The organism is Microbacterium kunmingense, from assembly GCF_023155745.1.
Taxonomy (GTDB): domain Bacteria; phylum Actinomycetota; class Actinomycetes; order Actinomycetales; family Microbacteriaceae; genus Microbacterium; species Microbacterium kunmingense.
The window spans coordinates 105396-131537 of record NZ_JAKNUS010000003.1 but is presented as its reverse complement, the minus strand read 5'-3'; the positions used below and the strand labels follow the sequence as shown (position 1 = coordinate 131537).

The 26142-nt window shown below is 69.7% G+C and carries 29 protein-coding genes; 25 read left to right on the top strand and 4 right to left on the bottom strand.

What is annotated here, in order from left to right; genetic code table 11:
* The first annotated feature begins 27 nt into the window (after positions 1-27).
* From MA875_RS05610 to dapF, 13 genes are all read left to right on the top strand, one after another.
* Entirely contained in the window at positions 28-1704 is a 1677-nt protein-coding gene (locus tag MA875_RS05610) for a ribonuclease J (protein ID WP_248240888.1), read from the top strand.
* Between the two features lie 39 nt (positions 1705-1743).
* On the top strand, positions 1744-2238 hold the full coding sequence (locus MA875_RS05605; RefSeq protein ID WP_248240886.1) for a GNAT family N-acetyltransferase: 495 nt from the start codon (positions 1744-1746) through the stop codon (positions 2236-2238).
* Between the two features lie 76 nt (positions 2239-2314).
* Positions 2315-4957, top strand: coding sequence for an FtsK/SpoIIIE family DNA translocase (locus MA875_RS05600; RefSeq protein WP_248240885.1), 2643 nt, complete (start codon positions 2315-2317; stop codon positions 4955-4957).
* Positions 4957-5529 carry a CDP-diacylglycerol--glycerol-3-phosphate 3-phosphatidyltransferase gene (gene pgsA, locus MA875_RS05595; protein ID WP_248240883.1) on the top strand — a complete coding sequence of 191 codons (573 nt, stop codon included), beginning with the start codon at positions 4957-4959 and terminating at the stop codon, positions 5527-5529. The genes MA875_RS05600 and pgsA overlap by 1 nt, the downstream gene beginning before the upstream one ends.
* The gene (locus MA875_RS05590; protein WP_248240879.1) at positions 5526-6038 is read left to right on the top strand and encodes a CinA family protein; all 513 of its coding nucleotides are present in this window, start codon (positions 5526-5528) and stop codon (positions 6036-6038) included. Before pgsA ends, MA875_RS05590 begins: the two co-directional genes overlap by 4 nt.
* 150 nt (positions 6039-6188) lie before the next feature.
* Complete coding sequence (locus MA875_RS05585) at positions 6189-6497, top strand: helix-turn-helix domain-containing protein (RefSeq protein WP_248240878.1); 309 nt, start codon at positions 6189-6191, stop codon at positions 6495-6497.
* Positions 6498-6510: 13 nt separating this feature from the next.
* Positions 6511-6735, top strand: a complete 225-nt coding sequence (locus tag MA875_RS05580) for a DUF3046 domain-containing protein (protein WP_248240876.1) — start codon at positions 6511-6513, stop codon at positions 6733-6735.
* Between the two features lie 229 nt (positions 6736-6964).
* Positions 6965-8011 carry a recombinase RecA gene (recA, locus tag MA875_RS05575; protein ID WP_248240874.1) on the top strand — a complete coding sequence of 349 codons (1047 nt, stop codon included), beginning with the start codon at positions 6965-6967 and terminating at the stop codon, positions 8009-8011.
* Complete coding sequence (locus tag MA875_RS05570; RefSeq protein ID WP_248240872.1) at positions 8011-8688, top strand: regulatory protein RecX; 678 nt, start codon at positions 8011-8013, stop codon at positions 8686-8688. The genes recA and MA875_RS05570 overlap by 1 nt, the downstream gene beginning before the upstream one ends.
* A gap of 57 nt (positions 8689-8745) precedes the next feature.
* Entirely contained in the window at positions 8746-10302 is a 1557-nt protein-coding gene (gene miaB / locus MA875_RS05565; RefSeq protein WP_248240870.1) for a tRNA (N6-isopentenyl adenosine(37)-C2)-methylthiotransferase MiaB, read from the top strand.
* Positions 10299-11258, top strand: coding sequence for a tRNA (adenosine(37)-N6)-dimethylallyltransferase MiaA (gene miaA / locus MA875_RS05560; RefSeq protein ID WP_248240868.1), 960 nt, complete (start codon positions 10299-10301; stop codon positions 11256-11258). Before miaB ends, miaA begins: the two co-directional genes overlap by 4 nt.
* Positions 11255-11680: a GNAT family acetyltransferase gene (locus tag MA875_RS05555; RefSeq protein WP_248240866.1), complete on the top strand. Its 426-nt coding sequence runs from the start codon at positions 11255-11257 to the stop codon at positions 11678-11680. The genes miaA and MA875_RS05555 overlap by 4 nt, the downstream gene beginning before the upstream one ends.
* A 43-nt stretch (positions 11681-11723) precedes the next feature.
* Positions 11724-12575 carry a diaminopimelate epimerase gene (gene dapF, locus MA875_RS05550; protein ID WP_248240864.1) on the top strand — a complete coding sequence of 284 codons (852 nt, stop codon included), beginning with the start codon at positions 11724-11726 and terminating at the stop codon, positions 12573-12575.
* 100 nt (positions 12576-12675) lie between these two features.
* On the opposite strand, the gene MA875_RS05545 is transcribed toward dapF, so the two are convergent.
* Positions 12676-13317 carry a class I SAM-dependent methyltransferase gene (locus MA875_RS05545; RefSeq protein WP_248240862.1) on the bottom strand — a complete coding sequence of 214 codons (642 nt, stop codon included), beginning with the start codon at positions 13315-13317 and terminating at the stop codon, positions 12676-12678.
* Between the two features lie 121 nt (positions 13318-13438).
* On the opposite strand from MA875_RS05545, the gene hflX reads away from it, so the two are divergent.
* A complete protein-coding gene (gene hflX, locus MA875_RS05540) occupies positions 13439-14974 on the top strand; it encodes a GTPase HflX (RefSeq protein WP_248240861.1) in 1536 nt (511 codons plus the stop codon).
* Between the two features lie 27 nt (positions 14975-15001).
* Here the strand turns inward: hflX and MA875_RS05535 are convergent, their stop codons facing one another.
* Both MA875_RS05535 and lexA read right to left on the bottom strand, forming a co-directional pair.
* On the bottom strand, positions 15002-16981 hold the full coding sequence (locus MA875_RS05535; RefSeq protein ID WP_248240860.1) for a dipeptidyl-peptidase 5: 1980 nt from the start codon (positions 16979-16981) through the stop codon (positions 15002-15004).
* 67 nt (positions 16982-17048) lie between these two features.
* Positions 17049-17723, bottom strand: a complete 675-nt coding sequence (gene lexA, locus MA875_RS05530) for a transcriptional repressor LexA (protein WP_248240857.1) — start codon at positions 17721-17723, stop codon at positions 17049-17051.
* Positions 17724-18022: 299 nt separating this feature from the next.
* Here lexA and MA875_RS05525 point away from each other — a divergent pair, with 299 nt between their 5' ends.
* Genes MA875_RS05525 through MA875_RS05500 form a run of 6 tightly spaced genes read left to right on the top strand, consistent with a single transcriptional unit; the run spans position 18023 to position 22335 of the window.
* Entirely contained in the window at positions 18023-18388 is a 366-nt protein-coding gene (locus MA875_RS05525; RefSeq protein ID WP_248240855.1) for a LysM peptidoglycan-binding domain-containing protein, read from the top strand.
* A 29-nt stretch (positions 18389-18417) separates the two neighbouring features.
* Positions 18418-19512 (top strand): histidinol-phosphate transaminase, encoded by a 1095-nt coding sequence (locus MA875_RS05520; RefSeq protein WP_248240854.1) that lies wholly within the window; start codon positions 18418-18420, stop codon positions 19510-19512.
* A complete protein-coding gene (gene hisB / locus MA875_RS05515) occupies positions 19509-20117 on the top strand; it encodes an imidazoleglycerol-phosphate dehydratase HisB (RefSeq protein ID WP_248240852.1) in 609 nt (202 codons plus the stop codon). The genes MA875_RS05520 and hisB overlap by 4 nt, the downstream gene beginning before the upstream one ends.
* Positions 20114-20764: an imidazole glycerol phosphate synthase subunit HisH gene (gene hisH / locus MA875_RS05510; protein ID WP_248240849.1), complete on the top strand. Its 651-nt coding sequence runs from the start codon at positions 20114-20116 to the stop codon at positions 20762-20764. The genes hisB and hisH overlap by 4 nt, the downstream gene beginning before the upstream one ends.
* A 52-nt stretch (positions 20765-20816) precedes the next feature.
* Positions 20817-21563, top strand: a complete 747-nt coding sequence (priA, locus tag MA875_RS05505; RefSeq protein ID WP_248240848.1) for a bifunctional 1-(5-phosphoribosyl)-5-((5-phosphoribosylamino)methylideneamino)imidazole-4-carboxamide isomerase/phosphoribosylanthranilate isomerase PriA — start codon at positions 20817-20819, stop codon at positions 21561-21563.
* Positions 21547-22335: an SseB family protein gene (locus MA875_RS05500; RefSeq protein WP_248240846.1), complete on the top strand. Its 789-nt coding sequence runs from the start codon at positions 21547-21549 to the stop codon at positions 22333-22335. Before priA ends, MA875_RS05500 begins: the two co-directional genes overlap by 17 nt.
* Positions 22336-22358: 23 nt before the next feature.
* Here MA875_RS05500 and MA875_RS05495 read toward each other — a convergent pair whose 3' ends face one another.
* Complete coding sequence (locus tag MA875_RS05495; protein WP_248240844.1) at positions 22359-22754, bottom strand: DUF1844 domain-containing protein; 396 nt, start codon at positions 22752-22754, stop codon at positions 22359-22361.
* A gap of 240 nt (positions 22755-22994) precedes the next feature.
* Between MA875_RS05495 and infC the strand changes: the two genes are divergently transcribed.
* The 5 genes from infC to MA875_RS05470 all read left to right on the top strand — a co-directional run bounded on the left by infC (position 22995) and on the right by MA875_RS05470 (position 26121).
* Complete coding sequence (gene infC, locus MA875_RS05490; protein ID WP_124292936.1) at positions 22995-23627, top strand: translation initiation factor IF-3; 633 nt, start codon at positions 22995-22997, stop codon at positions 23625-23627.
* Between the two features lie 88 nt (positions 23628-23715).
* Positions 23716-23910 carry a 50S ribosomal protein L35 gene (gene rpmI, locus MA875_RS05485; RefSeq protein WP_124292937.1) on the top strand — a complete coding sequence of 65 codons (195 nt, stop codon included), beginning with the start codon at positions 23716-23718 and terminating at the stop codon, positions 23908-23910.
* A 33-nt stretch (positions 23911-23943) separates the two neighbouring features.
* Positions 23944-24327 (top strand): 50S ribosomal protein L20, encoded by a 384-nt coding sequence (gene rplT, locus MA875_RS05480; protein ID WP_124292938.1) that lies wholly within the window; start codon positions 23944-23946, stop codon positions 24325-24327.
* A gap of 80 nt (positions 24328-24407) precedes the next feature.
* Positions 24408-25217 carry a TrmH family RNA methyltransferase gene (locus tag MA875_RS05475; RefSeq protein ID WP_248240842.1) on the top strand — a complete coding sequence of 270 codons (810 nt, stop codon included), beginning with the start codon at positions 24408-24410 and terminating at the stop codon, positions 25215-25217.
* Positions 25218-25326: 109 nt separating this feature from the next.
* Positions 25327-26121 carry an amino acid ABC transporter ATP-binding protein gene (locus MA875_RS05470; RefSeq protein ID WP_248240840.1) on the top strand — a complete coding sequence of 265 codons (795 nt, stop codon included), beginning with the start codon at positions 25327-25329 and terminating at the stop codon, positions 26119-26121.
* Positions 26122-26142 lie beyond the last annotated feature (21 nt).

The window sequence follows — 26142 nt, the reverse complement described above, 5'->3', positions numbered from 1 at the left end:
GCGCACCGTGCGGCAGGAAGGCGAGAGATGCCCACCACCCCCTTCGATCCCCCCGCCCTGTCGGCAGGAACCCTCCGTGTCACGCCCCTCGGCGGTCTCGGCGAGGTCGGCCGGAACATGACGGTGTTCGAGTTCGACGGCAAGCTCCTCGTCGTCGACTGCGGCGTCCTCTTCCCCGAGGAGCACCAGCCGGGCGTCGACCTGATCCTCCCCGACTTCGAGCCGATCAGGCAGCGTCTCGACGACATCGTCGGCGTCGTCCTCACCCACGGGCATGAGGACCACATCGGCGCCGTGCCCTACCTGCTGCGCCTGAAGAGCGACATCCCCCTGATCGGGTCGTCGCTGACCCTCGCCCTCGTCGAGGCGAAGCTCAAGGAGCACCGCATCAAGCCCTACAGCCTCACCGTCGCCGAGGGGCGTCGGGAGAAGGTGGGTCCGTTCGACCTCGAGTTCGTCGCGGTCAACCACTCGATCCCCGATGCGCTCGCCGTGGCCATCCGCACCCCCGCCGGAACGGTGCTCGCCACCGGCGACTTCAAGATGGACCAGCTGCCGCTGGACGGACGCCTCACCGACCTGCGCGCCTTCGCACGTCTGGGAGAGGAGGGCGTCGACCTCTTCCTGGTCGACTCCACCAACGCGGATGTCCCGGGGTTCACGCCGCTCGAGCGCTCCATCGGTCCGGTGCTCGACCAGGTGATCGCCCGAGCGCCGCGCCGGGTGATCGTGGCGAGCTTCTCCAGCCACGTCCACCGCGTCCAGCAGGTCCTGGACGCCGCAGCGGCCCACGGCCGCCGGGTGGCCCTCCTCGGGCGGAGCATGCTGCGCAACATGACCATCGCGTCCGACCTCGGATACCTCACCGTGCCCGAGGGTGTGCTGATCGACTACAAGAAGGCCCGCGATCTGCCCGACGACAAGATCGTCTACATGTCGACGGGTTCGCAGGGCGAGCCGATGGCCGTGCTCAGCCGCATGGCCAACCTCGACCATGAGATCGAGCCGGGGCCGGGCGACACCGTGATCCTCGCCTCGAGCCTCATCCCGGGCAACGAGAACGCCGTCTATCGCGTGATCGACGGACTGACCAAGCTCGGTGCGAACGTGGTGCACAAGGGCAACGCCCAGGTGCACGTCTCGGGCCATGCCGCCGCCGGGGAGCTGCTGTACTGCTACAACATCCTCAAGCCCCGCAACGTCCTCCCCGTGCACGGCGAGTACCGGCACCTGATGGCCAACGCGCGCCTGGCCCAGGACACCGGCATCGCGCCGAAGCGGACGATCATCGGCGAGAACGGCACCGTCGTCGACCTCCGAGACGGGGTCGCCGAGGTGGTCGGACAGCTCGACCTCGGCTTCGTCTACGTCGACGGCTCGACGGTCGGCGAGATCACCGAAGCCGACCTCAAGGACCGTCGGATCCTCGGTGAAGAGGGCTTCATCTCGGTCATCGTCGTCGTCGACGCCGCAACCGGGAAGATCATCAGCGGTCCCGAGATCCATGCGCGCGGATTCGCCGAGGACGACAAGGTCTTCGAGGGGGTCAAGCCCAAGATCGCCGCGGCCCTGACGGAGGCGGCGCAGTCCGGGGTGCGCGACACCCACGCGCTGTCCCAGGTGGTGCGACGCACCATCGGCCGATGGGTCAACCAGTCGCTTCGTCGTCGGCCGATGATCGTGCCCCTCGTCATCGAGGCCTGACCCTCGGCGACAGCCGGCCTCGCGCCCTACAATCGCCGCATGCCCGCCGCTTTCCGCATCCGTCCCGCCGTGCAGGCGGACGGGGGATTCCTCGCCGACATGGTGGTGGAGGCGGCGAACTGGCGGCAGGGGGGATCCCGTCCCCGCCACCAGATCCTCGCGAGCGAGGAGTACAGCCGGTACGTGTCCGGATGGATGCGACCGGGCGACGAGGGCTTCGTGGCGCTCGCCGATCACGACGAGGCCATCGGTGCCGCGTGGTACCGGGTGTTCCCGCGCAGTGACCCGGGCTTCGGCTACGTCGGCACCGGGGTGCCCGAGCTGATCATCGGAGTCAAGCCCCTGTGGCGGGCGCAGGGTGTCGGTCGTGAGCTCATGCGGAGCCTGGCCGACCGCGCCCGCAGCCGCGGTCTGTCACGCCTCAGTCTGAGCGTGGAGCGGGGCAACTACGCCGTGACGCTCTATCGCTCCGAAGGGTTCGCGGTGACGCAGTCGGGGATGGGGCGCGACACGATGGTCAAGCGGCTGCGCTGAGCCGCCCCCCGCCCGAAGCCCGGCGTTCGGGGGGTCGCTCCGGGCGAAGGCGGGTGGCGACGCCTACGCTCGAAGCATGGCCAGGAGTACCAGCCCGACCAAAAGCGGTCGAGCGCCCGCGAAGGGGGCCCCGTCGCGCGCTCGCAAAGCCGCGCCCGCCCCCCGGGCCTACGTCGACGACGCCGAACGCCCGCCCGTGGTCGTCCGCGCCTGGCTGGGCCTCGCCCACGGCGTCGGAGGCCTCTTCCGGGCCTTCGGCCTCGAATCCCTCGAGAAGGATCAGCGCCGAGACGGCTTCCCGTTCCTCCTCGTGCTGCTGGCGGTGGCCGGCGCGGTCGTGGAGTGGTTCTTCATCGGTTCCGAGGTCGCGCGGACCATCAGCGCGTACACCGCCGGCGGCTTGATCGGCCGTGAGGCGTTCATCCTCCCGGTCTTCCTGATCCTGCTCGCCGGCTGGCTGTTCCGACACCCGCCCTCGGTGCACGACAACGGGCGCATCGGAATCGGATTCGCCCTGTTCATCCTCGCCGTGGCGGGCTTCTGCCACGTCCTCGGCGGTCGTCCCGAGCCCCGCGAAGGGCTCCCGGCCCTCAGCGAGGCCGGTGGTGTCCTCGGGTGGATGGTGGGCGAGCCGCTCGCTCTGCTGCTGACCGACGTCGGCGGGTGCATCGCGCTGGGGATGCTGGTGATCCTCAGCATCCTCATCCTGACCAAGACCCCGCCGAACCGGATCGGACGGCGACTGGGCGAGCTCTACGCCTGGATGTTCGGCGCCGAGCCCGCTGTCGAGCGCGGGCCGGCGGCATCCGATCCCGACGGCGGCGGCGACGGCGACGACGAGCGTGCCGACTCCCTGCCGTGGTGGCGTCGCAACCGCACCGGTCGCGAGAAGGACGTCGAGAGCGAGCTGTCGTCCGACGATCTCACCGCCCTCCTCACCCCTGGCGCCGCCGAGGGCGGATTCGAGCAGGCGATCACGCCCGTGGCCCCTGCCCCCGACGCCGTCACCGAGATCATCCCCGCGCGCCCGCCCCTGCCCGCGTCGCGGAGCGCGGAGCCCACCGCGCTCCGCGAGGACGGCGCGCAGGACGACGGCGAGGACCTTCCCGGGCTCTCGGGGCTCGGCACCGAGGGGGGACTGACTTCGTCGGACGCCCCCTACCGCCTCCCCTCCGTCGCGGCTCTCGCCGCCGGCACCCCCCACCGTGAGCGCTCGGCCGCGAACGACGCGGTCGTCGCTGCGATCACCGGTGTGCTCGAGCAGTTCGCGGTCGACGCGCGCGTCACCGGCTTCTCGCGCGGACCGACGGTCACGCAGTACGAGATCGCCCTCGGCCCCGGGGTCAAGGTCGAACGCATCACCGCGCTCACCAACAACATCGCCTACGCCGTCGCCTCCAACGAGGTGCGCATCCTCGCCCCGATCCCGGGCAAGAGCGCCATCGGCGTGGAGATCCCCAACACCGACCGCGAGATCGTCACGCTCGGCGACGTGCTCCGCTCGGGCGCTGCCACCCAGTCGACCCACCCCATGACGATCGGGGTCGGGAAGGACGTGGGCGGCGGGTACGTGGTGGCGAACCTCGCCAAGATGCCCCACCTCCTCGTGGCGGGTTCCACAGGGTCGGGCAAATCGAGCTTCGTGAACTCGATGATCACGAGCCTGCTCATGCGCGCCAAGCCCGCCGATGTGCGGATGGTGCTGATCGACCCCAAGCGGGTCGAGCTGACCTCCTACGCGGGGGTGCCGCACCTCATCACCCCCATCATCACCAACCCCAAGAAGGCGGCCGAGGCGCTGCAGTGGGTGGTGAAGGAGATGGACATGCGCTACGACGACCTGGCGTCGTTCGGGTTCCGTCATATCGACGACTTCAACCGTGCGGTGCGCGCCGGAGAGGTGCAGCTGCCGGCCGGCAGCGAGCGCGTCCTCAAGCCCTACCCCTACCTGCTCGTCGTCGTCGACGAGCTGGCCGATCTGATGATGGTCGCCCCCCGCGACGTCGAGGACTCCATCGTCCGCATCACCCAGTTGGCCCGGGCCAGTGGCATCCACCTGGTGCTCGCGACCCAGCGGCCCTCGGTCGACGTGGTGACGGGTCTGATCAAGGCCAACGTGCCCTCCCGCCTGGCCTTCGCCGTCACGAGCGTCACCGACTCGCGCGTCATCCTCGACCAGCCCGGGGCGGACCGGCTCATCGGGCAGGGCGACGGTCTCTTCCTGCCGATGGGCACGTCCAAGGCGCTCCGCGTGCAGGGCGCATGGGTCAGCGAATCCGAGATCGAGAAGGTCGTCAAGCACGTCACCCAGCAGGCGCGGCCGGAGTACCGCCCGGACGTGGCCGCGCCCGCGGAGAAGAAGGAGATCGACGCCGACATCGGCGACGACCTGGAGCTTCTGCTCGCCGCCGCGGAGCTCGTCGTCTCGACGCAGTTCGGCTCGACCTCGATGCTGCAGCGCAAGCTCCGCGTCGGCTTCGCCAAGGCGGGCCGGTTGATGGACCTGCTCGAGTCGCGCGAGATCGTCGGTCCGTCCGAGGGGTCGAAGGCCCGCGACGTGCTCGTCACCGCCGAGCAGCTGCCCGGAGTCCTCGCGCGGCTCCGCGGCGAGGACGTGCCCGAAGACGACGTCGATCCGGTCGACGCCCAGTTCGAGGGCCTGCCGGTCGTCGACGCCGACGCCGGCGAGGACGCCTGGGATCTCACGGGGCGCGACTGATGGCGGTGCCGCGGCAGCTGCCGAACATCATCACCGTCGTGCGGATCCTCGTCGCACCGGTCTTCCTGGCGATGCTGCTCATCGACGCCGGCGCCGACGGGCCGCTGCGGTGGTGGGCCGCGGTGCTGTTCATCGTCGCCATCGCCACCGACGGCGTCGACGGATGGATCGCGCGGCGGCACGACATCGTCACCGACCTCGGGAAGCTCCTGGACCCGATCGCCGACAAGGTCCTCACCGGTTTCGCCTTCGTCGGTCTGTCGATTCTCGGCGAGCTGCCGTGGTGGATCACGGTCGTGGTGCTCATCCGCGAGATCGGGATCACCGTCTACCGGTTCGTCGTCGTCAGCGATCACGTGCTCGCCGCGGCGTGGATGGGCAAGCTGAAGACCGTCGCCCAGTCGGTCGCGCTGTCCCTGGCACTCCTCCCGCTCGCGCTCCTGGTCGGCGAGTGGATCTGGTGGGTCAACGGCGCCACCATGACGATCGCGGTCATCCTCACCATCGCCAGCGGCATCGATTACGTCATCAGCGAGGCGCGGGGCGCCCGGCGCGCCAGGGGCGGCTCATGACCGACGCCGGCCCCGGTCCCCAGACGGGTGGCGAGGGCGGAGAAGGGGATGCCGCGGCATCCGCTCTGCTGCATTCCCTCGCCCGTCGCGGCTGGACCATCGCCGTGGCGGAATCGCTCACCGGCGGGCTGGTCGTCGCCGCCCTGGTCTCGGTGCCGGGGGCGTCATCGCTCGTGCGCGGGGGAGTGACCGCGTACGCCACGGATCTGAAGCACCATCTGCTCGGTGTGGACGACACGCTGCTCGACACCCGCGGAGCCGTGGACCCGGAGGTCGCGCGCCAGATGGCGGTCGGCGTGCGCGATCGACTGGGCGCGGACGTCGGCGTCTCGACGACCGGCGTGGCAGGTCCCGACCCCCAGGACGGCCAGCCCGTGGGGACGGTGTTCATCGGGATCCGCACGCCCGAGACCTCGGTGGTGGTGCCGCTCGAGCTCACCGGCACCCGAGCCGAGATCCGCGCGGAGGCGGTCCGCCGGGCCCTCGACGAGGTGCGGGCGCGAACGTGATCGGCGGATCGGGAACATGTCGTGTTTCCGCTCGGTTACATTCGGTGATTCCCACCCATCACCCAGCGCACGGGATTAGTGTGACTGCATCGGTGTTGTACCGTTGTTCACCCGGACAGCGGCGGAATCAACGGTAAGGAGGGGACCCACATGATCCTGGTACGTCACGAGATCGGCGAAGTCCTGCGTGACCTCCGCCAGCAGAAGGGCCGCACCCTCCGCCAGGTCGCAAGCCGCGCAAGCGTCGCTCTCGGTTACCTCAGCGAGGTCGAGCGGGGCCAGAAGGAAGCGTCCAGCGAGATCCTCGCCTCGGTCGCCGAGGCGCTGGACGTGCCGATCTCCACCATCATGCGCGAGGTGGGCGACCGCATCGCCGTTCTCGAGGGTCTCCAGACCTTCCCCGACGTGGTTCCCGACGAGCTGGTCGCCTCCGTCGACGCCGAGCTCTCGCTGCGCTGACGCGCCGCCCCCCATGCGCCGCAGCGAGTTTCAGCGTGCCGTCGAAGCGGAGTTCGGATCTCGAGGTCCGGCCCTGACCGTCGACCTCGTGCTGCCCGAGCTCGGAGGACGGACCGCGGACGAGGCGTTGGCGGCCGGGGCCGCCCCCCGGGAGGTGTGGCGGGCGCTGTGCGCGGCGGCGGACGTGCCGCCGGAGCGCTGGTACGGCGTCGGACGCCTGGACCCTCGGCAACGCTGACGATCGCGGCGTGTCGTCGAAGATGCGTTCGAGGTCGGCGTAGGCTCCTGCACAGCAGGTGTCGCACGGTGGTTATCCACGGATCGGTGCGGGTCGACGGACGATGTCGGAGGCCCCGCCTACCGTGAATCGCGTCGAACGACACCTCCGCCTTGCCGCAGCATCCGCCCCATCCGGTGCAGAGCGCGGCAGCCTACAGGCGACGGAACGCGAGCAGAAGGAGCACGCCATGCCATCACCCGCCGACCGCGAGAAAGCCCTCGAGACGGCTCTCGCTCAGATCGACCGGCAGTTCGGAAAGGGCTCGGTGATGCGCCTGGGCGGTGACGAGCGGGCTCCCGTCGAGGTCGTCCCCACCGGTTCCATCGCCTTGGACGTGGCCCTCGGCATCGGCGGACTTCCGCGCGGCCGCATCATCGAGATCTACGGTCCGGAGTCCTCCGGTAAGACCACGCTCACCCTGCACGCGATCGCGAACGTGCAGCGCGCGGGCGGCATCGCCGCGTTCATCGACGCCGAGCACGCCCTCGACCCCGACTACGCCAAGAAGCTCGGTGTCGACATCGATTCGCTGCTGGTGTCGCAGCCCGACACCGGTGAGCAGGCACTCGAGATCGCCGACATGCTCGTCCGCTCCGGGGCCATCGACCTCGTGGTGATCGACTCCGTCGCCGCTCTCGTTCCCAAGGCCGAGATCGAGGGCGAGATGGGCGACTCCCATGTCGGCCTGCAGGCGCGGCTGATGTCGCAGGCGCTGCGAAAGCTGACCGGTGGCCTCAACCAGACCAACACCACCATGATCTTCATCAACCAGCTGCGCGAGAAGATCGGCGTCTTCTTCGGGTCGCCCGAAACCACCGCCGGTGGAAAGGCGCTGAAGTTCTATGCATCGGTGCGTCTGGACATCCGTCGAATCGAGACGCTGAAGGACGGCACGGAAGCGGTGGGCAACCGCACGCGCGTCAAGGTGGTCAAGAACAAGATGGCGCCGCCGTTCAAGCAGGCCGAGTTCGACATCCTCTACGGGGTCGGCATCTCCCGCGAGGGGAGCCTGATCGATTTCGGTGTCGAGCACGGCATCGTGAAGAAGTCGGGTGCCTGGTACACCTATGACGGCGAGCAGCTGGGGCAGGGCAAGGAGAACGCCCGCAACTTCCTCCTGAAGAACGACGACATCGCCGCGGACATCGAGTCCAAGATCAAGGACAAGCTCGGCATCGGCCAGCCTCGGGGTGGCGCCGTCGCCGATGAGCTTGCGGCGCGTCGCCCGGCCTGATGGTCCGCTTCGTCGAGAGCGGGGGCGAGGACGACCTCGCCCCCGTCATCCCGCTCTTTGCGGGTTCGGCCGCGGATCGACCGGCGGCTGCGGCGAGGCCGGCGTCCGGCGGCGGGCCGGTCGCCCGCCGGTCGCGGGGGCGGTCGGTCGACACCGTCGAGAGGTCCCTCGAGACCGAGGAGAGGTCGGTCGACGCCGATCCGCCTGTCGATCCCGCAGCGCTCGAGCGGATGCTCCTGAGGCGGCTGGGGGCCCGCGGGCTCTCCGTGCGCGAGGCGGAGGACTTCCTGCGGACACGCGGGATGGATCGCGACGCAGCGACGGAACTCGTCTCCGCCTTCTGCGAGCGCGGGTACCTCGACGACGGTCGCCTCGCCGAGCAGCTCGTGTGGAGCGGGGCGAATCGCAGGAGTGAAGGCCGGCAGGCCATCGCGCGACGCCTCGCGCAGCGCGGGGTCGACCGCGAAGCCGCCGACGCGGCGCTGGCCGAGCTCCCGGATGACGATGACGAGCGGGCCCTGGCCTTCGCACGCGGCAAGGCCCCGAGTCTCGCCCGACTCGACCCCGACGTGGCGTTGCGGCGTCTGGCGGGTCAACTCGCCCGCCGAGGCTTCGGGGGCTCATCGGCGCTCTCCGCCGCGCGCACCGCCCTCCAAGAGGCGCGCTCGACGGAGTGAGCGCCCGGCCCGTGCGTGCGGGAGCGGAGAATCCCGACTCGTAGAATTGCTCCCACGATGTCTATTCCCTCCTCTGCGCCGACCCTGGTCGCTCCTTCGCCCGCCGCCGTGGCTCCCGACGGCAGCGCACGCACCTACGAGGTGCGCACCTTCGGCTGCCAGATGAACGTGCATGACTCCGAGCGCCTCTCCGGGTCGCTCGAGAGCGCCGGGTACCGTCGCGCCCAGGCCGGCGAGGAAGCCGACGTGATCGTGATCAACACCTGTGCCGTGCGTGACAACGCGGCCGGCAAGCTCTACGGCACGCTCGGGCACCTGAAGTCCCGCAAGGACGCGCGCGTCGGGATGCAGATCGCCGTCGGAGGCTGCCTCGCGCAGATGGACAAGCAGACCGTCCTCGACAAGGCCCCGTGGGTGGATGTCGTCTTCGGTACCCACAACATGGGGTCGCTGCCGAGCCTGCTGGAACGCGCACGTCACAACGACGAGGCCGAGCTCGAGATCCTCGAGTCGCTCGAGGTGTTCCCCTCGACACTCCCGACCAAGCGCGACCACGTCCACAGCGGCTGGGTGTCGATCTCGGTCGGATGCAACAACACCTGCACCTTCTGCATCGTCCCGCACCTGCGCGGCAAGGAGAAGGATCGTCGACCCGGCGACATCCTCAGTGAGATCCGGATGCTCGTCGAGGACGGCGCCATCGAGGTGACCCTGCTCGGGCAGAACGTCAACAGCTACGGCGTCGAGTTCGGCGACCGGCAGGCTTTCGGCAAGCTCCTCCGGGCCGCGGGCGCCATCGACGGTCTCGAGCGCATCCGCTTCACCAGCCCCCATCCCGCCGCCTTCACCGACGATGTCATCGACGCGATGGCCGAGACGCCCGCGGTCATGCCGCAGCTGCACATGCCGCTGCAATCGGGGAGCGATCGGATCCTCAAGGCGATGCGCCGCTCCTATCGCAGCGAACGGTTCCTGGGCATCCTCGATCGGGTGCGCGACCGCATCCCGCACGCGGCCATCACCACCGACATCATCGTCGGGTTCCCCGGTGAGAGCGACGAAGACTTCGCAGAAACCCTCCGCGTCGTCGAGCAGTCGAGGTTCGCGAGCGCCTTCACCTTCCAGTACTCCATTCGCGAGGGGACCCCGGCGGCGACGATGCCCGACCAGGTGCCGAAGTCGGTTGTGCAGGAGCGCTACGAGCAGCTCGTCGCCCTGCAGGAGCGGATCAGCCTGGAGGAGAACCGGAGGCAGCTCGGTCGCGAGGTCCACGTGCTCGTCTCCACAGGGGAGGGCAAGAAGGATGCTGCCACCCACCGGCTGACCGGGCGCGCCGAGGACAACCGGCTCGTGCACTTCGAGGTCCCGGCTGACTCGCCGCTCCCGCGGCCGGGCGATGTCGTGACGACGACCATCACGCATGCCGCCCCCTTCCATCTCCTCGCCGACGATCGCGCGGGTGCCCCGCTTCGGATCAGGCGCACGCGGGCGGGCGACGCCTGGGACCGGGCTCAGGCGGCCTCCTGCGCCGTCCCGGCACCGGGCGCCGACACCGGAACCGGAGCGCCGCGGGCGGTGTCGCTCGGGCTCCCCACTCTCCGCGTCGGCGTGTGAGCACCGCATCCGGTTTCCCGACCTCCGACCGCACAGCCGAGAACGGTCCGCGCCTGTGGGGCGTGGTCGGCGCGACGGGAACCGGCAAGTCGGCGTTCGCCCTCGATCTCGTGGAGGCGCTGCGCGCCCGAGGGCGCGACGCCGAGATCGTCGGCGCGGACGCCATGCAGCTGTACCGCGGGATGGACATCGGAACCGCGAAGCTCCCCGAGCGGGATCGTCGCGGCATCCCCCATCACCTGCTCGACGTGCTCGAGGTCACCGAGGACGCTGCGGTGGCCTGGTATCAGTCCGCCGCGCGCGAGATCATCGACGGTCTGCACGAGAGGGGAACCGATGCGGTCCTCGTCGGCGGTTCGGGCCTGTACGTCTCCGCCGTGCTCTTCGATTTCCGGTTCCCACCGCGCGACCAGGCGTTGCGGCAGGCGCTTGAGAGGGAGCTCGATCAGCTCGGGCCGCAGAAGCTCTACGAAAGGCTCCGCAGCGCCGACCCGGCTGCCGCCGCGCGCATCGATCCCCGGAACACACGCCGGATCGTGCGTGCCCTCGAGGTGCTCGCACAGGGAGACACCACGCACGGCGGAGCCCTCCCCGCGGCTCAGGTCCTCTGGTACCCGCGGACACACCTCCTCGGCCTTCACCGCGACCGCGCGGAGCTCGTGAATGCCCTCGACGAGAGGGTCGAGCGCATGTGGCAGGACGGGATTCTGGACGAAGTCGAGGAACTGCGCCGCGCGGGGCTCGAGGAAGGCCCCACCGCGTCGCGGGCGATCGGCTACGCCCAGGCGCTCGCGCAGGTGCGCGGTGAAATCGGACGCGAGGAGGCGATCTCGCAGACGCAGGCGCTCACGCGGCGCTACGCGCGCCGGCAGGTGTCGTGGTTCCGCCGCTACGAGAGTGTGACGTGGATGGATGGCGCGACGGCGGCGCAGAGTCTGGCAGGCTCGGTGGCATGAGCCTGCAGATCCGGTCTTTCGCCCCCGGCGACACCGACGCGGTTGTCCTCCTGTGGCAGACCACGGGTCTGACGCGACCCTGGAACAACCCGTATCAGGACATCAGCCGCAAGCTGAAGGTGCAGCCTGAGCTCTTCCTCGTGGCGGTGGGCGACGACGACCACATCGTCGGCACCGTCATGGCCGGCTACGACGGCCACCGCGGCTGGCTGTACTACCTCGCCAGCGATCCGCATCATCGAGGCGAGGGCATCGCACGCAGCCTGGTCGAGCGGGCCGAGGAGTTGCTCCTCGAGCTCGGCTGCCCGAAGGTGCAGCTCATGGTGCGTCCGGAGAACGGTGTAGCCCAGGGGTTCTACGAGGCCCTCGGCTTCGAGCATTTCGACACCTGGGCGACGGGGAAGCGTCTCATCGAGGACTGAGCCGCACAGCGAGTCGTCCTCCCGCGGCCCGTAGGCTGGTGCCATGCCTCACGCAGTGCCGTTCACGAAGGGCCACGGCACGGGAAACGACTTTGTCATCGTCGAAGATCCCGACGGCCGGCTCGAGCTCTCGGACGACCAGGTGGCGGTGCTGTGCGATCGCCGCTTCGGGATCGGCGCGGACGGCATCCTCCGGGTCGTGCGCAGCGCGTCCCTTCCCGAGGGGGCCGGGACCGCCGACGCGGAGTGGTTCATGGATTACCGCAACGCCGACGGTTCGGCGGCGGAGATGTGCGGCAACGGCATCCGCGTGTTCGCGCGCTACCTCGAAGACGCACGGCTCGCCCGGTTCGACAGCCCGGTCGAGATCGGCACGCGGGCGGGGACGAAGACCCTGACCCGCAGCGACCTCGGGTACGAGGTCGACCTGGGTGAGTGGTCGGTGGCACCGGAGGAGACTCTCGTGCGGGCGCGCGGACTCGACATCCCGCGCCCGGGGCTGGGTATCGATGTCGGCAATCCGCACGTCGTGGTCGCGCTGCAGTCCGAGACCGAACTCGAGCGGCTCGATCTCCTCGCGCGCCCCATGCTCCATCCCGACCCGCCGGCAGGCGCCAACGTCGAGTTCGTCGTCCCCGCCGATCCGCTGGTGCGCAACGGAGTGGGGATGATCCGGATGCGGGTGTCCGAGCGAGGAGTGGGGGAGACCCTGAGCTGCGGGACCGGTGTCGCTGCGGCTGCGCTCGCCGTGCGGCACTGGGCGGGCCGGGGCGCCCCCGACCACTGGAGCGTCCAGGTTCCCGGCGGCACCCTGGTGGTGCGGATGGTCGAGGGGCGCGTCCTGCTGTCGGGCCCGGCGGTGCTGGTCTTCTCCGGCGAGATCACCCTCGCCTGAGACGACCGGCCCTGAGACGACCGACCCTGCGACGATCGCCCCTGCGACGACCGACCCTGCGACGACCGACCCTGCGACGATCGACCCTGCGACGATCTGGTCAGGGCAGCGCGATCGGTCCGGTCGGCGGGGTTCCGTGGCGGCGCACCCGAATCACGCGGAAGCCGCGTCCGGTGGCCGCGCGATGCACCGAGAACCCCGGATCGAGTGTCGCCGCCAGCCAGCGCTGGAGGGAGTCCGAGCCGAGGTTGCGCTGCACCACCAGCCACGCGTCGGAGCGTTCGTCCAGTCGGGGGATCCACCGCTCCAGCAGGCCGTGGAGTTCGGATTTGCCGACGCGAATGGGCGGATTCGACCGGATGGTGCGGAATCCGATGTCATCGGGAACATCATCGGGCGTCGCGGCGTTGACGTTGGGGAGGCCGAGGGACTCGGCGTTTCGACGCACGAGGTCCAGGGCGCGTTCGTTGACATCGACCGCCCACACGGTCGCGCGCGGTGAGGTCATGGCGAGAGACAACGCGATGGGGCCCCACCCGCATCCGAGATCGAGCAGATTGCCGCCCGGCGGTGAGGGCGGTGTGTTCGCCAACAGGACGGCGGTCCCGCCATCCAGACGGTCGGGGCTGAACACCCCGCCGGCGGTGGTGACCTCCACCTCCTGACCGGCGAGCACCACACGGATTCGGCGCAGATTCTCGGGACTGGCGGGCGACGCGCTGAAGTAGTGGTCGCTCCCCATGGCTGTCGAGCGTAGCGGAGGTGCCCTCCCGCGCGGGACGCTAGAGTCGACGAATCCCTTTCCGCAGACGGATGTCCCGCCCGACGCCTGCCCCTCCTCGCGGATCATCCGGAAGGAACACATGACAGATCAGATCCCGACCGACGACGTCGTCGACCCGGTCGACCGCGTCCTCGCCCGCGCGCAGGGGCGCAACGGCGCTCGCACCACGACGTTCCCCGACGCCGCAACGCGTTCGCTCGCACCCGCCCAGGCGCTCCAGGATGCCGCGACCGTCATCTCCGGCGACTCGGACGGCGACCAGTGGGATCGTGAGGAGCGCGCTGCACTGCGCCGCGTACCCGGACTGTCCACCGAGCTCGAGGACGTCACCGAGGTCGAGTACCGTCAGCTGCGACTGGAGAACGTCGTCCTGGTGGGTGTGCATTCTCAGGGCGAGCAGGAGGAGGCGGAGAATTCCCTGCGCGAGCTCGCCGCCCTCGCCGAGACGGCGGGTGCCGTCGTCCTCGACGGCGTCTTGCAGCGCCGCCCCCATCCCGACCCCGCGACCTACGTCGGCCGGGGGAAGGCCGAGGAGCTCCGCGACATCGTCGCGGCAGCCGGCGCCGACACGGTCGTCGCCGACACCGAGCTCGCGCCCAGCCAGCGGCGCGCGCTCGAAGACGTCGTCAAGGTGAAGGTCATCGACCGGACGGCCGTCATCCTCGACATCTTCAGCCAGCACGCCAAGAGCCGGGAGGGCAAGGCCCAGGTCGAGCTCGCTCAGCTGGAGTACCTGCTCCCGCGACTGCGCGGATGGGGCGAGTCCATGAGCCGGCAGGCGGGTGGCCAGGTGGGCGCCGCAGGCGCCGGAATGGGATCGCGTGGTCCGGGTGAGACCAAGATCGAGCTCGACCGACGACGGATCCGCACACGGATGGCGCACCTTCGCCGCCAGATCCGTCAGTTCGCGCCGGCGCGCGACGCCAAGCGCGCCGAGCGCAAGCGCAACACGATTCCGTCGGTCGCCATCGCCGGGTACACCAACGCCGGCAAGTCGAGCCTGCTCAATCGGCTGACGCGTGCCGGAGTTCTGGTCGAGAATGCGCTGTTCGCGACACTGGATGCGACGGTGCGCCGTTCCGAGACATCCGACGGTCGCGTGTACACCCTGTCTGACACCGTCGGATTCGTGCGCAATCTCCCGCACCAGCTCGTCGAGGCATTCCGCTCCACCCTCGAGGAGGTCGGCGACGCCGACGTGATCGTTCACGTCGTCGACGGTGCCCACCCCGATCCCGGTGCGCAGCTGCAGACCGTTCGCGACGTCATCGGCGACGTCGGTGCGCGCGACACCCGCGAGATCGTCGTGTTCAACAAGGCCGATCTCGTCGACGACGACACCCGGCTGGTGCTGCGGGGCCTCGCACCCGACGCGTATTTCGTGTCCTCCCGTACCGGTGAGGGCATCGACCAGCTGCGGGCGGCGATCGAGAATGCCCTGCCGCTGCCCGCGGTCGAGGTGCACGCGGTGGTTCCCTACGATCGCGGTGACCTCGTGTCGGCTGCGCACGATTCCGGTCTCATCCTCACCGAGGAGCACCGGGCCGACGGGACTTACCTTCACGCCCACGTGGGCGAGCGTTTGGCCGCAGAGCTCGCGCCTTACCGGGTCTGACCAGACCTGTGCCTCGAGGCGACCGGCTCAGCCGGTCGTCTCGAGCGCGAGCGGAGGAACGTCGGCAGGGGTGAACCCGAAGGCGGCTCCGAGGAAAGCAAGTTCCGTCCGCACCACGTCGATGACGGTCTCGCTCCGACGAAACCCATGACCCTCTCCCGGGTAAACCACGTACGCGTGCGGCACACCGCCGGCGCGCAGCGCGTCGCGGATCGCCTCCGACTGCGAGGGCGGGACGACCGCATCATCCGCACCCTGGAGGAGCAGGACCGGAGCCTGGATGCGATCGGCGTGGGACAGCGGGGAGCGCTCGAGATAGACCGCTTCACTGTCGGGCAGCGGTCCGATCAGACCGTCGAGATAGCGCGCTTCGAAGTCGTGCGTCTCGGCGGCGAGCAGACGAGCATCGGCGACGCCGTACCGGGAGATGCCGGCCTGGAACGCGTCGGACGCGACCAGGGCACCCAGAACCGTCCAGCCGCCCGCCGAGCCGCCGGCGATCGCGATCCGTGCGGGATCGGCGACACCGTCCGCGGCGAGGGCGCGGGCGACATCCACCACGTCGTCGACGTCGACGATGCCCCACTGGCCGCGGAGCCTCTCGCGATAGTCCCGCCCGAAACCGCTCGAGCCGCCGTAGTTCACCTCCACCACCCCCACACCGCGCGAGGTGAGGAAGAGCGTCTTCGGGCTCACGACACCGGGTGCGTGGGCGGTCGGTCCGCCGTGCACGAGGACGACGTAGGGCGGGAGGGCATCGGAGGGGCCCGTCACCTGAGGATGGGTCGGCGGGAAGTCGACAGCGTGGACCACGCCATGGCGTCCGTCGATGGAGAAGGACCGCGGTCGGGGCAGCCAGGGCGACAGTTCATCGTCCTCCCACCGTCCTCCCGTGACGAGACGGATGTCGGGATGCGCGGGATCGCTCACATCGATGTGCCACAGGCCGGCCGGGGCGTCGGCGGGGCTCCCTGACACCAGGACCTCGCTTCCTCGTGCATCCTCCACCAGGACGTTTCCCACGGCGGGAATCGGGAGGCGGGTGACCTCGCCGGCGGGTGAGAGGTGCACAAGCTCGTCGCGGCCGTGGGTGCGCACGGCCACGACGCCGTTCGAGACCGGCGCGAACCACCGCGACCCGAGCACCCACAGCGGGCCGCCGGTGTCGCGGTCCTCGGGCGCGATCGCCTCGACACCGCCGCCCTCGGGATCCAGGCGATACAGGTTCCAGAATCCGCCCACGTCGTCGAGGTAGAGCAGATCGCCGTCGGCGGTCCACTCCGGTTGCAGTGCGGCGGAGGTGCCGCCGGCGACGCGACGGCCCGAGGCGTTCTCGTCGTCGAGGCGGCGCACCCGGATCTCGGCTCGGTCCCAGGGCATGTGCGGGTGATCCCAGGCGAGCCACGCGAGCATCGAGCCGTCGGGCGAGAGCGCGGGTTGCGCGACGAAGTCGCTCCCCGCGGTGAGGGGGGTGAGCGCCCCGGCGTCCTCAGCCGCTGACCCGTCGAGGGGTATCTCCACGATGTCGTGGACGGTGACCTCGCCCGCGAGCTCGCGGACCGCGAGGAGGCGCCCCTGCGAAACCCGAAGTCCGCCGAGGGACTGTTCGGCGGTGGCCGGTGTCAACGGCACGGGGTCCGAGCCCGGGCGGAGGAACCACACCCGCTGGTCGGACTTCTCCACGAAGACCAGCCCGCCCGAGACCGTGGCGCCCCACGCCCCGCCGCCGTATTCGTGGACCCGCGACCGAGCATTCCAGGGCGTGGGGAGGAGCAGGTGCGGCGCCGAGCCGGTCGCGCGCTCCCGCGGTGTCCGCCGCACGGTGGTACGGCCCTGCTCTTCCGGGACCGTCTCCGCCCACCAGATGTCGTCACCCACGAAGCGGGCGCCGTCGAGGCGAGGCGACGCAGCGGCGACCGCCTCTGCGGTGATCCGCGAGGGCCACGAGCCGAAGGGGAGCGTGAGCGGCGCGGGAGGTGCGGAACGACGGGGAGAGAGCTCGACCATGCACCCACGCTAGGGCCCGCGGCCCGTCACCGGATCCCGGGGCGCCTGTGCGATACCGCCCGGGCGCTCAGACGGCGCGGAGGATCGCGACCACCTTCCCCAGAATCACGGCCTCGTCTCCGAGAATGGGCTCGAAGGCGGTGTTGCGGGGGAGCAGCCACGTGTGGCCGTCCCGTTGCCGGAACGTCTTGACCGTCGCTTCGCCGTCGAGCATGGCCGCGACGATCTCGCCGTTCTCGGCCGTTCCCTGCGACCGCACGACCACCCAGTCCCCGTCGCAGATCGCCGCGTCGATCATGGAGTCGCCGGCGACCTTCAGCATGAACAGCTCGCCCTTGCCGACGAGTTGGCGGGGGAGCGGGAAGACCTCTTCCACCTGCTGATCGGCTGTGATCGGCACGCCGGCGGCGATGCGTCCCACCAGCGGCACGAGAGCGGCATCGCCGACGGCGGGAGCGCGATCGGCCGGATTCTCGGCGGCGGTGCCCGGCAGATCGATGAGGACCTCCATGGCCCGGGTCTTGCCGGGGTCACGGCGGAGGTACCCGCTGAGCTCAAGTTGGTTGAGCTGATGGGTGACGCTGGACAGCGACTTCAGCCCGACGGCGTCGCCGATCTCGCGCATGCTCGGCGGGTAGCCGTGTCGTGCGATCGAGCGCTGGATCACCTCGAGGATCGCCATCTGCTTGTCGCTCAGGCTCTTGCGTCGCCGGGTCTGCGGCTTGGCGTTCGGCTCGCTCATGTCTGCTCCTGTCTCCCCGGAATCCTCCCGGGCCCCCGTGGTCTGGTCGTCGCTTCTTCGAATGTCGGAGGTCGGTGATGAGGTGTCCTCGTCGAAACCGTATCCGGTTGCGACGGGTGTCCACCGGAGATCGCACGCGTGTCGCGTTCGATCATCCGACGACTCCCGACCTGCTTGACAGCATTCCACATCGAAGATAACTTCGGAAGAGAGGTTCGCATCCGCCGGTCCCGGCCGACGGGCGGATGCGAACTTCGAACCCGAGACGAGACCGGTTCAGCCGGGACGGGAGCACACCAATGAGCGCCATCACGATTTCGACGAGCAGCATCGCGGGAGCGTCGCGGGAGACCCGCTTGCGGCTGACGCCACGCGGGCGCCGCGTCCTTGCAGCGCTCGCCGCGCTGCCCGCGGTCGTCGCCCTGAGTGTGGCGATGATCAGCGGCGGGTCGGCGCTGGCCTCTCGTGAGGACGGCGCGACCGCGACGACCTTCGAGACCGTCACGGTGCAGGCGGGTGACTCCCTGTGGGCGATCGCGGAGCGGGTGGCGCCCTCGGCCGATCCCCGTGATGTGGTCGCAGCCTTCAGCCGTCTGAACGGTCTCGACGCAGGTCTGGTTTCCGCAGGCCAGGAGCTGGCCGTGCCCGCGGAGTACGCGGACTGACCGCGGCCCGGCGGGTCGGGCGCCGTACGATGGGAAGGGTGAGTGCGACGCTCGATGACCTACCCATCCGCGACGACCTGAGGGGTCAGATACCCTACGGTGCGCCGCAAGCTCCCCTGCCGGTTGCGCTGAACGTCAACGAGAACACCCATCCTGTCCCGGCTGAGGTCGCCGACGACATCCTCGACGCGGTCGCCATTGCGCTGCGCGAGGTGAACCGTTACCCCGACCGTGAGTTCACCGGTTTGCGGGAGCACCTGGCCGAGTATCTCGGACACGGGCTGATGCGAGACCAGATCTGGGCGGCTAACGGCTCCAACGAGGTGCTCCAACACCTGCTCCAGGCTTTCGCCGGTCCGGGCCGGACGGCGTTCGGATTCGCACCGACGTATTCGATGTATCCCCTGCTGACGCGGGGGACGGGTGCCACCTGGCGCGCGGGCGTTCGCGAGCGCGACTTCACCGTCTCGGCGGACAGCGCGGCGGCACAGGTCGCCGAAGCCGAACCCGACGTGGTGTTCCTCTGCGCGCCCAACAATCCGACCGGGACGCCGCTTCCCCTGGACGTCATCGACGCGGTCTACGGCGCGACCCGCGGAATCGTCATCGTCGACGAGGCCTACGTCGAGTTCGCACCGCACGACGCCCCTTCCGCCGTGACCCTCCTGCCGGACCGCCCGCGTCTGGTCGTGTCACGCACCATGAGCAAGGCGTTCGCCTTCGCAGGAGCGCGCGTCGGTTACCTCGCCGCCGATCCGGCGGTCATCGATGCCCTGCGTCTGGTGCGCCTGCCCTACCACCTGAGCGCGCTGACGCAGGCGGCGGCGACGGCGGCGCTCCAGCATGCGCCGACGATGCTGCGGATGGTCGATGAGATCGTGGCGCAGCGCGACAGGATCTCGGCGACGGTGTCCGCGCTCGGATACGAACCGTACGAATCCTGGACGAATTTCGTCCTGTTCGGGGGTGTGTCCGACCCCGCAGTGACCTGGCGAGCGCTGTACGACCGCGGTGTGCTCATCCGTGACGTCGGCATCCCGCACCACCTTCGCGTGACGGCCGGAACCGAGCAGGAGACCTCGATCTTCTTGGACGCCCTAGCGTCGATAGACTCGGGCGCATGACCCGTCCTGCGCGTACCGCGTCGCTTCGCCGTGGGACCAGCGAGTCCACCGTCGAGCTCGAGCTCGACCTCGACGGGACCGGTCGCAGCAGCATCCAGACCACCGTTCCGTTCTTCGACCACATGCTCACCGCGTTCGCCAAGCACTCGTTGACCGACCTGACCGTCCGCGCGCACGGCGACACCGACATCGACGCTCACCACACCGTGGAGGACACCGCGATCGTCCTCGGACAGGCGATCCGTCAGGCGCTGGGCGACAAGGCCGGCATCTCCCGCTACGGCGACGCCATGGTCCCCCTGGACGAGGCATTGGCCCGCGCCGTGGTCGACATCAGCGGGAGACCCTACCTGGTTCACGGCGGCGAGCCCGCCGGATTCGAATTCCACCTCATCGGCGGGCACTTCACCGGATCGCTGGTCCGGCACACCTTCGAGGCTCTCGCCGTCCACGGCGGACTCACCCTCCATGTCGAGGTGCTCAGCGGTCGTGATCCGCACCACATCGCCGAAGCGGAGTACAAGGCGTTCGCTCGCGCGTTCCGGTCCGCCAAGGCGTGGGACGGCCTGGTCGACGGCATTCCCAGCACCAAGGGCGCCTTGTGAGCGACCGGCCTCTCGTCGCTGTCCTCGACTACGGTTCCGGCAACGTCCACAGCGCCGTCAAGGCGCTCGCCGAAGCAGGGGCGGACGCCCGTCTGACCGCCGACCGTGGGCTCGTGCGAGACGCGGACGGGCTGGTCGTACCCGGTGTCGGGGCGTATCGCGCCGTCATGGAGGCTCTCCGCGCGCAGCGCGGCGACGAGCTGATCGAACGGCGGCTCGCGGGCGGCCTCCCGGTGCTCGGCATCTGCGTCGGGATGCAGGTGCTCTTCGAATGGGGGCGCGAGCGCGGGGTCGACACCGCCGGGCTCGGTGAGTGGCCGGGCGAGGTGACGCAGCTCGACGCGCCCGTGCTGCCGCACATCGGCTGGAACACCGTCCGCCCCGATCCGCAGAGTCGGCTCTTCGCCGGACTCGCCGACGAGCGCTTCTACTTCGTGCACTCGTTTGCTGCCAAGACCTGGGACCTCGACGTCCACGACCCCTTCCCGCAGCCGGCGCTGACCTGGACGACGTACGGCGAGCCGTTCCTGGCCGCCGTGGAGAACGGGCCTTTGTCGGCGACGCAGTTCCACCCCGAGAAGTCGGGCTCGGCCGGCATCCGGCTGCTCGCCAATTGGATCGCGGGCCTTCGCAGGGCTACCCTCTGAAACCGTGCCTTCGCGCGGTGGCCCACCACGCCCCACGACCCCTCATGGAGCCATGAACGATTTCGCGTCCACGCCCGCTTTGATCCTCCTCCCTGCCGTCGACGTGGCGGGCGGCAAGGCGGTGCGACTGACCCAGGGTGAGGCCGGCAGCGAGACCAGCTACGGCGATCCCGTCGACGCCGCCCTGGACTGGGCACGACAGGGCGCGCAGTGGATCCACCTCGTCGATCTCGATGCGGCATTCGGCCGGGGGAGCAACGCCACAGTCCTGCGCAAGGTGATCAAGCAGGTGCGCGGGGTCCAGGTGGAGGTCTCCGGCGGCATCCGCGACGACGCGTCGCTCGAGGCCGCCCTCGAGTCCGGGGCGGCGCGGGTCAACCTCGGCACGGCGGCCCTGGAGAATCCCGAATGGGCGGCTGACGTGATCGGTCGGTACGGCGACCTCGTCGCCGTCGGGCTCGACGTGCGCGGCACCACCCTCGCCGCACGCGGCTGGACGCGCGACGGCGGTGATCTGTGGACCGTGCTGACGCGACTGGAGAGTGCCGGCTGCAGTCGCTACGTGGTCACCGACGTCACCAAGGATGGAACGCTCCGCGGCCCGAACCTGGAACTGCTGCGAGAGATGACCGCGCGCACCCCCAAGCCCGTCGTGGCTTCCGGAGGCGTGTCGAGTCTCGACGACATCGCCGCCCTGCGCGAACTGGTGCCCCTCGGCGTCGAAGGCGCGATCGTCGGCAAGGCGCTGTACGCAGGAGCCTTCACGCTGCGCGAGGCGCTGGATGTCGCCGGACACTGACCCGCCCCACGAGCACGGCCCCCGGGCCGACTCGGCCGGCGTTCCGTGGGAGGGGAGGGCCTTCCAGCCCAATCCGCACGCGGGAGACGACGGCAGCGCCGATCCCCGGCTCCTCGCCGCCCTGGAGTCCTTCGTCCGTGGCGAGGCCGACGAGCGGGCGGTCGTCGAGGCGTACCGCTCCGCGCGACTGCTCATCCCCCTGATCGCCGAGAAGGGCGAGGAGGGGGTGGGTGCGCACGGCCTGGCCGTGGACAAGACCCAGGAGCTGTCGATCGTGTCGGTGGCGGCGCCCGACGGTCGTCGTGTCCTGCCGGTCTTCACCTCCGTGGCGACGATGTCGCGATGGGACCCCGGTGCGCGCCCGGTGCCCGCGGACGGGGTGCGCACGGCTCTCGCCGTCGCCGCCGAGGACACCGAGCTGATCGTGATCGACCCCGGATCGCCGACCGAGTTCGTGCTGCGCCGACCCGCGGTGTGGGCGATCGCGCAGGGCCAGACGTGGGAACCCAGCCACACCTCTCCCGAGGTCTACGCGGGCTTCCGCGAGAGCGTCGGAAGCGAGCTGGCCGTCCTCGACTTCGCCCTCGCGCCCGGAGACCCCAGCGCCCGGTTGCGCGGACCCGAGCTGGTCGTGGAGCTCCAGCTCGTCCAGGGCCTCGACCGCACCGCGCTCGACGCCGTGCTCGGCCGGCTCGCTAAGCGGTGGGCCGCCGATGACCGCATCGCCGTTCTCGTCGACTCTCTGACGGTCAGATTGCGGCGAGGAGCCTGAGCATCGGTCGCAGAGCCCGGGTGTCAGGTGACCGGTCCGGTCCACTTCTCGCCGGGGCCCTTGCCGATCGGGTCGGGAATGACCGACGCCTCGCGGAAGGCCAGCTGCAGCGACCGGAGGCCGTCGCGGAGCGACCGGGCGTGCATGTCGCTGATCTCCGGGGCACCTGCGGTGATGAGTCCCGCGAGGGCGTTGATGAGCTTGCGGGCCTCGTCGAGGTCCAGCTGCGTCCCGGGATCGTCGGCCAGACCCACCTTGACCGCCGCCGCGCTCATGAGGTGCACCGCGGTGGTGGTGATCACTTCTACGGCCGGCACATCGGCGATGTCTCGCGTGGCAGCCGATGCCGCGGCATCCTGTTCCTCCCACTGCGCGGGTCGTTCATCGCCCACGGGCGCGGAATCGTCTCGGGTGTCCATGTCGATGCTGGCCGCTCGCACTCTCTGGTAGACTTCCACGGGCTCGGAGCATTCTGCTCCGATTCGAAAGAGGATCACATCCCACCCGCGCTTGCCGCTCCAGGCTACCGGGTCATGCACTCCGCCTCGTCCGCCATGCGGCCGGGGTAGCCGGAAACGGACCGGGTGCGGAAAGCCGGCGCTTCGCGCCGTCGCAGGTGGGTGGTTCCTCGATCGCCCCGCGTCGCACCGTGACGCGGGATGCCAACCGCCACCGAAGAGGAGTTCCGCATCAGCGATCCCCGCACCAATGAGCGCATCCGCGTTCCCGAGGTCCGACTCGTCGGCCCCAACGGCGAACAGGTCGGCGTCGTCCGCATCGAGGTTGCACAGCGTCTGGCTCAGGAGGCCGATCTCGATCTGGTCGAGGTCGCCCCCAACTCCAAGCCCCCCGTGGTCAAGATCATGGACTACGGGAAGTTCAAGTACGAGAACGCGCAGAAGGCGAAGGAGGCCCGACGAAATCAGGCCAACACCGTCCTCAAAGAGGTGCGGTTCCGCCTGAAGATCGAGGCTCACGACTACCAGACCAAGCTCAAGCGCGCCGAAGGCTTCCTCAAGGCCGGCGACAAGGTCAAAGCCATGATCCTGTTCCGCGGTCGGGAGCAGTCCCGTCCCGAGCAGGGCGTGCGTCTGCTCCGCAAATTCGCGGAGGACGTCGCGGAGTTCGGGACCGTGGAGTCCAACCCCACGATCGATGGACGCAACATGACCATGGTGGTCGCGCCGCACAAGAACAAGTCCGAGGCCAAGGCCGAGCAGAACGCGCAGCGCGCCGCCAACAAGGAAGCCGCACGCGCTCCGCGCAGCGACGCCGAGGCGCCGGCCGAATAACCCGACTTCCCGCACGCCGTGCGGGATCAGACTCCCGCTCCGGCGGGACCCCACCCCGCCTCCGGGCGAGATCAGAAGGAATGAGAAGATGCCGAAGCAGAAGACCCACTCGGGTGCCAAGAAGCGCTTCAAGATCACCGGCACCGGCAAGCTCATGAAGCAGCAGGCGAACCTCCGCCACAACTTCGAGGGGAAGCCCACCAAGCGCACCCGTCGCCTGTCGCAGGACCAGGTCCTCGCCCCGGGTGACGCCAAGGTCGCCAAGAAGCTGCTCGGTCGCTGAGCACCCGGACTCGAAGGTTAGGAACGAAACGAAATGGCCAGAGTAAAGCGGGCTGTCAACGCCCAGAAGAAGCGTCGCGTCATCCTCGAGCGCGCGTCCGGTTACCGCGGGCAGCGCTCGCGCCTGTACCGCAAGGCGAAGGAGCAGGTCACCCACTCGCTCGTCTACGCGTACCGCGACCGTCGCAAGCGCAAGGGCGACTTCCGCCGTCTGTGGATCCAGCGCATCAACGCCGCCGCCCGTCAGAACGGCATCACCTACAACCGGTTCATCCAGGGTCTGGGCCTCGCAGGCGTGCAGGTCGACCGCCGTATGCTCGCCGAGCTCGCGGTCAACGAGCCGGCCGTCTTCGCCTCGCTCGTCGCGACGGCCAAGCAGGCTCTCCCCGAGAACGTCAACGCTCCCAAGAGCGCCTGAGTCCCGGCATCCTCGACAGGGCACCTCTCCTCACGGAGGGGTGCCCTTTCGCATGGGCCGGGCGCCCGTATGCTGGGGCTGTGCTGGAGAACCCGCGGTCGCCGCGCGTGCGCGCCGTGGCGAAGCTCACCAAGCGCAGTGCCCGTCAGGAGACGGGGCTTTTCCTGCTGGAGGGCCCCCAGGCCGCGCGGGAGGTTCTCGCTTATCGCCCGGACACGGTGATCGATCTCTATGCCACGCCGACCGCGCTGGAGAAGCATGCCGAGATCCGGGATGCTGCGCGTGACGCCGGTATCGACGTGACCTTCGCCACGGAGGCGGTCCTCGATGCGATGGCCGACACCGTCACGCCGCAGGGGATCGTCGCCGTCGCCCGCCAGACCCCCACCTCGATGCGCGACGTGTTCGCCGCCGGGCCGCGGTTGATCGCCATCTGCGAGGAGGTGCGCGATCCGGGCAATCTCGGCACGATCATCCGCGCCGCCGACGCGGTCGGGGCAGATGCGGTCATCCTGACAGGACGCACCGTTGACCCATACAACCCGAAAGTGGTGCGAGCGAGCACCGGTTCGCTGTTCCACCTCCCCGTGGCCGTCGGCGTCGAACTCGCCTCGACCGTCGAACGCGCGCGAGCCGCAGGCGTTCGCGTGGTTGCCGCGGACGTCGGGGGAGAGGACTTCCTCGCCCACCGCCCGTCGCTGTCGGAGCCCACGGCGTGGCTGTTCGGCAATGAGGCGCGCGGGCTCGAAGCCAAAGCGCTGGCGCTCGCCGACCTGTCCGTGCGCCTGCCGATCTACGGAGCGGCCGAGTCGCTGAACCTCGCCACGGCCGCGAGTGTGTGCCTCTACGAGACCGCGTTCGCACAGCGCGCGGTGCTCTCTCAGAGCTGAGGTCTCGCTTCCGCGAGATCAGCCGATTCGAAACAGCGGCTGTTACAACTCGGTTAAGGTCTGCTCACCTGACCGGTCTGGCAGCGGCCGTCGGCCTAGGGTGGCAGGCATGGCATCTGATGCACCAACGGCGGCGCCGCGGACGTCCAACATCGCGGTTCGTCGCGGAGAGCCCCTCGTGGTGATCGAGCACGTCGACAAGCACTTCGGCGACCTGCACGTTCTCAAGGACATCGACACTGTCGTCAACCGGGGCGAGGTCGTCGTCGTCATCGGCCCCTCCGGGTCGGGCAAGTCCACGCTGTGCCGCGCGATCAACCGCCTGGAGACCATCGACTCGGGGCGCATCGTCATCGACGGCGAGCCCCTCCCCGAAGAGGGCAAGGCGCTGGCACGCCTGCGTGCGGACGTCGGCATGGTGTTCCAGTCGTTCAACCTGTTCGCGCACAAGACGGTCCTCGAGAACGTCACTCTCGGGCCGATGCGGGTGCGGGGGATGAAGCGCAAGGAGGCCGACGAGCGCGCCATGCAGCTACTCGAGCGCGTCGGCGTGGCCAACCAGGCCAAGAAGATGCCGAATCAGCTCTCCGGCGGCCAGCAGCAGCGCGTGGCGATCGCCCGCTCCCTGGCGATGAACCCGAAGCTCATCCTGATGGACGAGCCGACCAGCGCGCTCGATCCCGAGATGATCAACGAGGTGCTCGACGTGATGGTCGGTCTCGCCGGTGACGGCATGACCATGATCGTCGTGACGCACGAGATGGGGTTCGCGCGAAAAGCCGCGGATCGCGTTCTCTTCATGGACGGGGGCGCCATCGTCGAGGAGGCGACCCCCGAGCAGTTCTTCACCAACCCGCAGAGCGAGAGGGCGAAAGACTTCCTCTCCAAGATCCTCGATCACTGACGTCAGACCCGACCGCTACGA

Bases quoted from the DNA above. Each gene is read 5' to 3' on its own strand.
- priA (WP_248240848.1), top strand. From the start codon at position 20,817: ATGAACGATTTCGCGTCCACGCCCGCTTTGATCCTCCTCCCTGCCGTC.
- MA875_RS05605 (WP_248240886.1), top strand. From the start codon at position 1,744: ATGCCCGCCGCTTTCCGCATCCGTCCCGCCGTGCAGGCGGACGGGGGA.
- MA875_RS05500 (WP_248240846.1), top strand. From the start codon at position 21,547: ATGTCGCCGGACACTGACCCGCCCCACGAGCACGGCCCCCGGGCCGAC.
- infC (WP_124292936.1), top strand. From the start codon at position 22,995: ATGCCAACCGCCACCGAAGAGGAGTTCCGCATCAGCGATCCCCGCACC.
- hisB (WP_248240852.1), top strand. From the start codon at position 19,509: ATGACCCGTCCTGCGCGTACCGCGTCGCTTCGCCGTGGGACCAGCGAG.
- recA (WP_248240874.1), top strand. From the start codon at position 6,965: ATGCCATCACCCGCCGACCGCGAGAAAGCCCTCGAGACGGCTCTCGCT.
- lexA (WP_248240857.1), bottom strand. From the start codon at position 17,723: ATGAGCGAGCCGAACGCCAAGCCGCAGACCCGGCGACGCAAGAGCCTG.
- rplT (WP_124292938.1), top strand. From the start codon at position 23,944: ATGGCCAGAGTAAAGCGGGCTGTCAACGCCCAGAAGAAGCGTCGCGTC.
- MA875_RS05470 (WP_248240840.1), top strand. From the start codon at position 25,327: ATGGCATCTGATGCACCAACGGCGGCGCCGCGGACGTCCAACATCGCG.
- pgsA (WP_248240883.1), top strand. From the start codon at position 4,957: ATGGCGGTGCCGCGGCAGCTGCCGAACATCATCACCGTCGTGCGGATC.
- MA875_RS05570 (WP_248240872.1), top strand. From the start codon at position 8,011: ATGGTCCGCTTCGTCGAGAGCGGGGGCGAGGACGACCTCGCCCCCGTC.
- MA875_RS05590 (WP_248240879.1), top strand. From the start codon at position 5,526: ATGACCGACGCCGGCCCCGGTCCCCAGACGGGTGGCGAGGGCGGAGAA.
- MA875_RS05545 (WP_248240862.1), bottom strand. From the start codon at position 13,317: ATGGGGAGCGACCACTACTTCAGCGCGTCGCCCGCCAGTCCCGAGAAT.
- MA875_RS05585 (WP_248240878.1), top strand. From the start codon at position 6,189: ATGATCCTGGTACGTCACGAGATCGGCGAAGTCCTGCGTGACCTCCGC.
- miaB (WP_248240870.1), top strand. From the start codon at position 8,746: ATGTCTATTCCCTCCTCTGCGCCGACCCTGGTCGCTCCTTCGCCCGCC.
- MA875_RS05495 (WP_248240844.1), bottom strand. From the start codon at position 22,754: ATGGACACCCGAGACGATTCCGCGCCCGTGGGCGATGAACGACCCGCG.
- MA875_RS05525 (WP_248240855.1), top strand. From the start codon at position 18,023: ATGAGCGCCATCACGATTTCGACGAGCAGCATCGCGGGAGCGTCGCGG.
- MA875_RS05535 (WP_248240860.1), bottom strand. From the start codon at position 16,981: ATGGTCGAGCTCTCTCCCCGTCGTTCCGCACCTCCCGCGCCGCTCACG.
- MA875_RS05555 (WP_248240866.1), top strand. From the start codon at position 11,255: ATGAGCCTGCAGATCCGGTCTTTCGCCCCCGGCGACACCGACGCGGTT.
- hflX (WP_248240861.1), top strand. From the start codon at position 13,439: ATGACAGATCAGATCCCGACCGACGACGTCGTCGACCCGGTCGACCGC.
- MA875_RS05600 (WP_248240885.1), top strand. From the start codon at position 2,315: ATGGCCAGGAGTACCAGCCCGACCAAAAGCGGTCGAGCGCCCGCGAAG.
- MA875_RS05520 (WP_248240854.1), top strand. From the start codon at position 18,418: ATGGGAAGGGTGAGTGCGACGCTCGATGACCTACCCATCCGCGACGAC.
- dapF (WP_248240864.1), top strand. From the start codon at position 11,724: ATGCCTCACGCAGTGCCGTTCACGAAGGGCCACGGCACGGGAAACGAC.
- MA875_RS05580 (WP_248240876.1), top strand. From the start codon at position 6,511: ATGCGCCGCAGCGAGTTTCAGCGTGCCGTCGAAGCGGAGTTCGGATCT.
- rpmI (WP_124292937.1), top strand. From the start codon at position 23,716: ATGCCGAAGCAGAAGACCCACTCGGGTGCCAAGAAGCGCTTCAAGATC.
- MA875_RS05610 (WP_248240888.1), top strand. From the start codon at position 28: ATGCCCACCACCCCCTTCGATCCCCCCGCCCTGTCGGCAGGAACCCTC.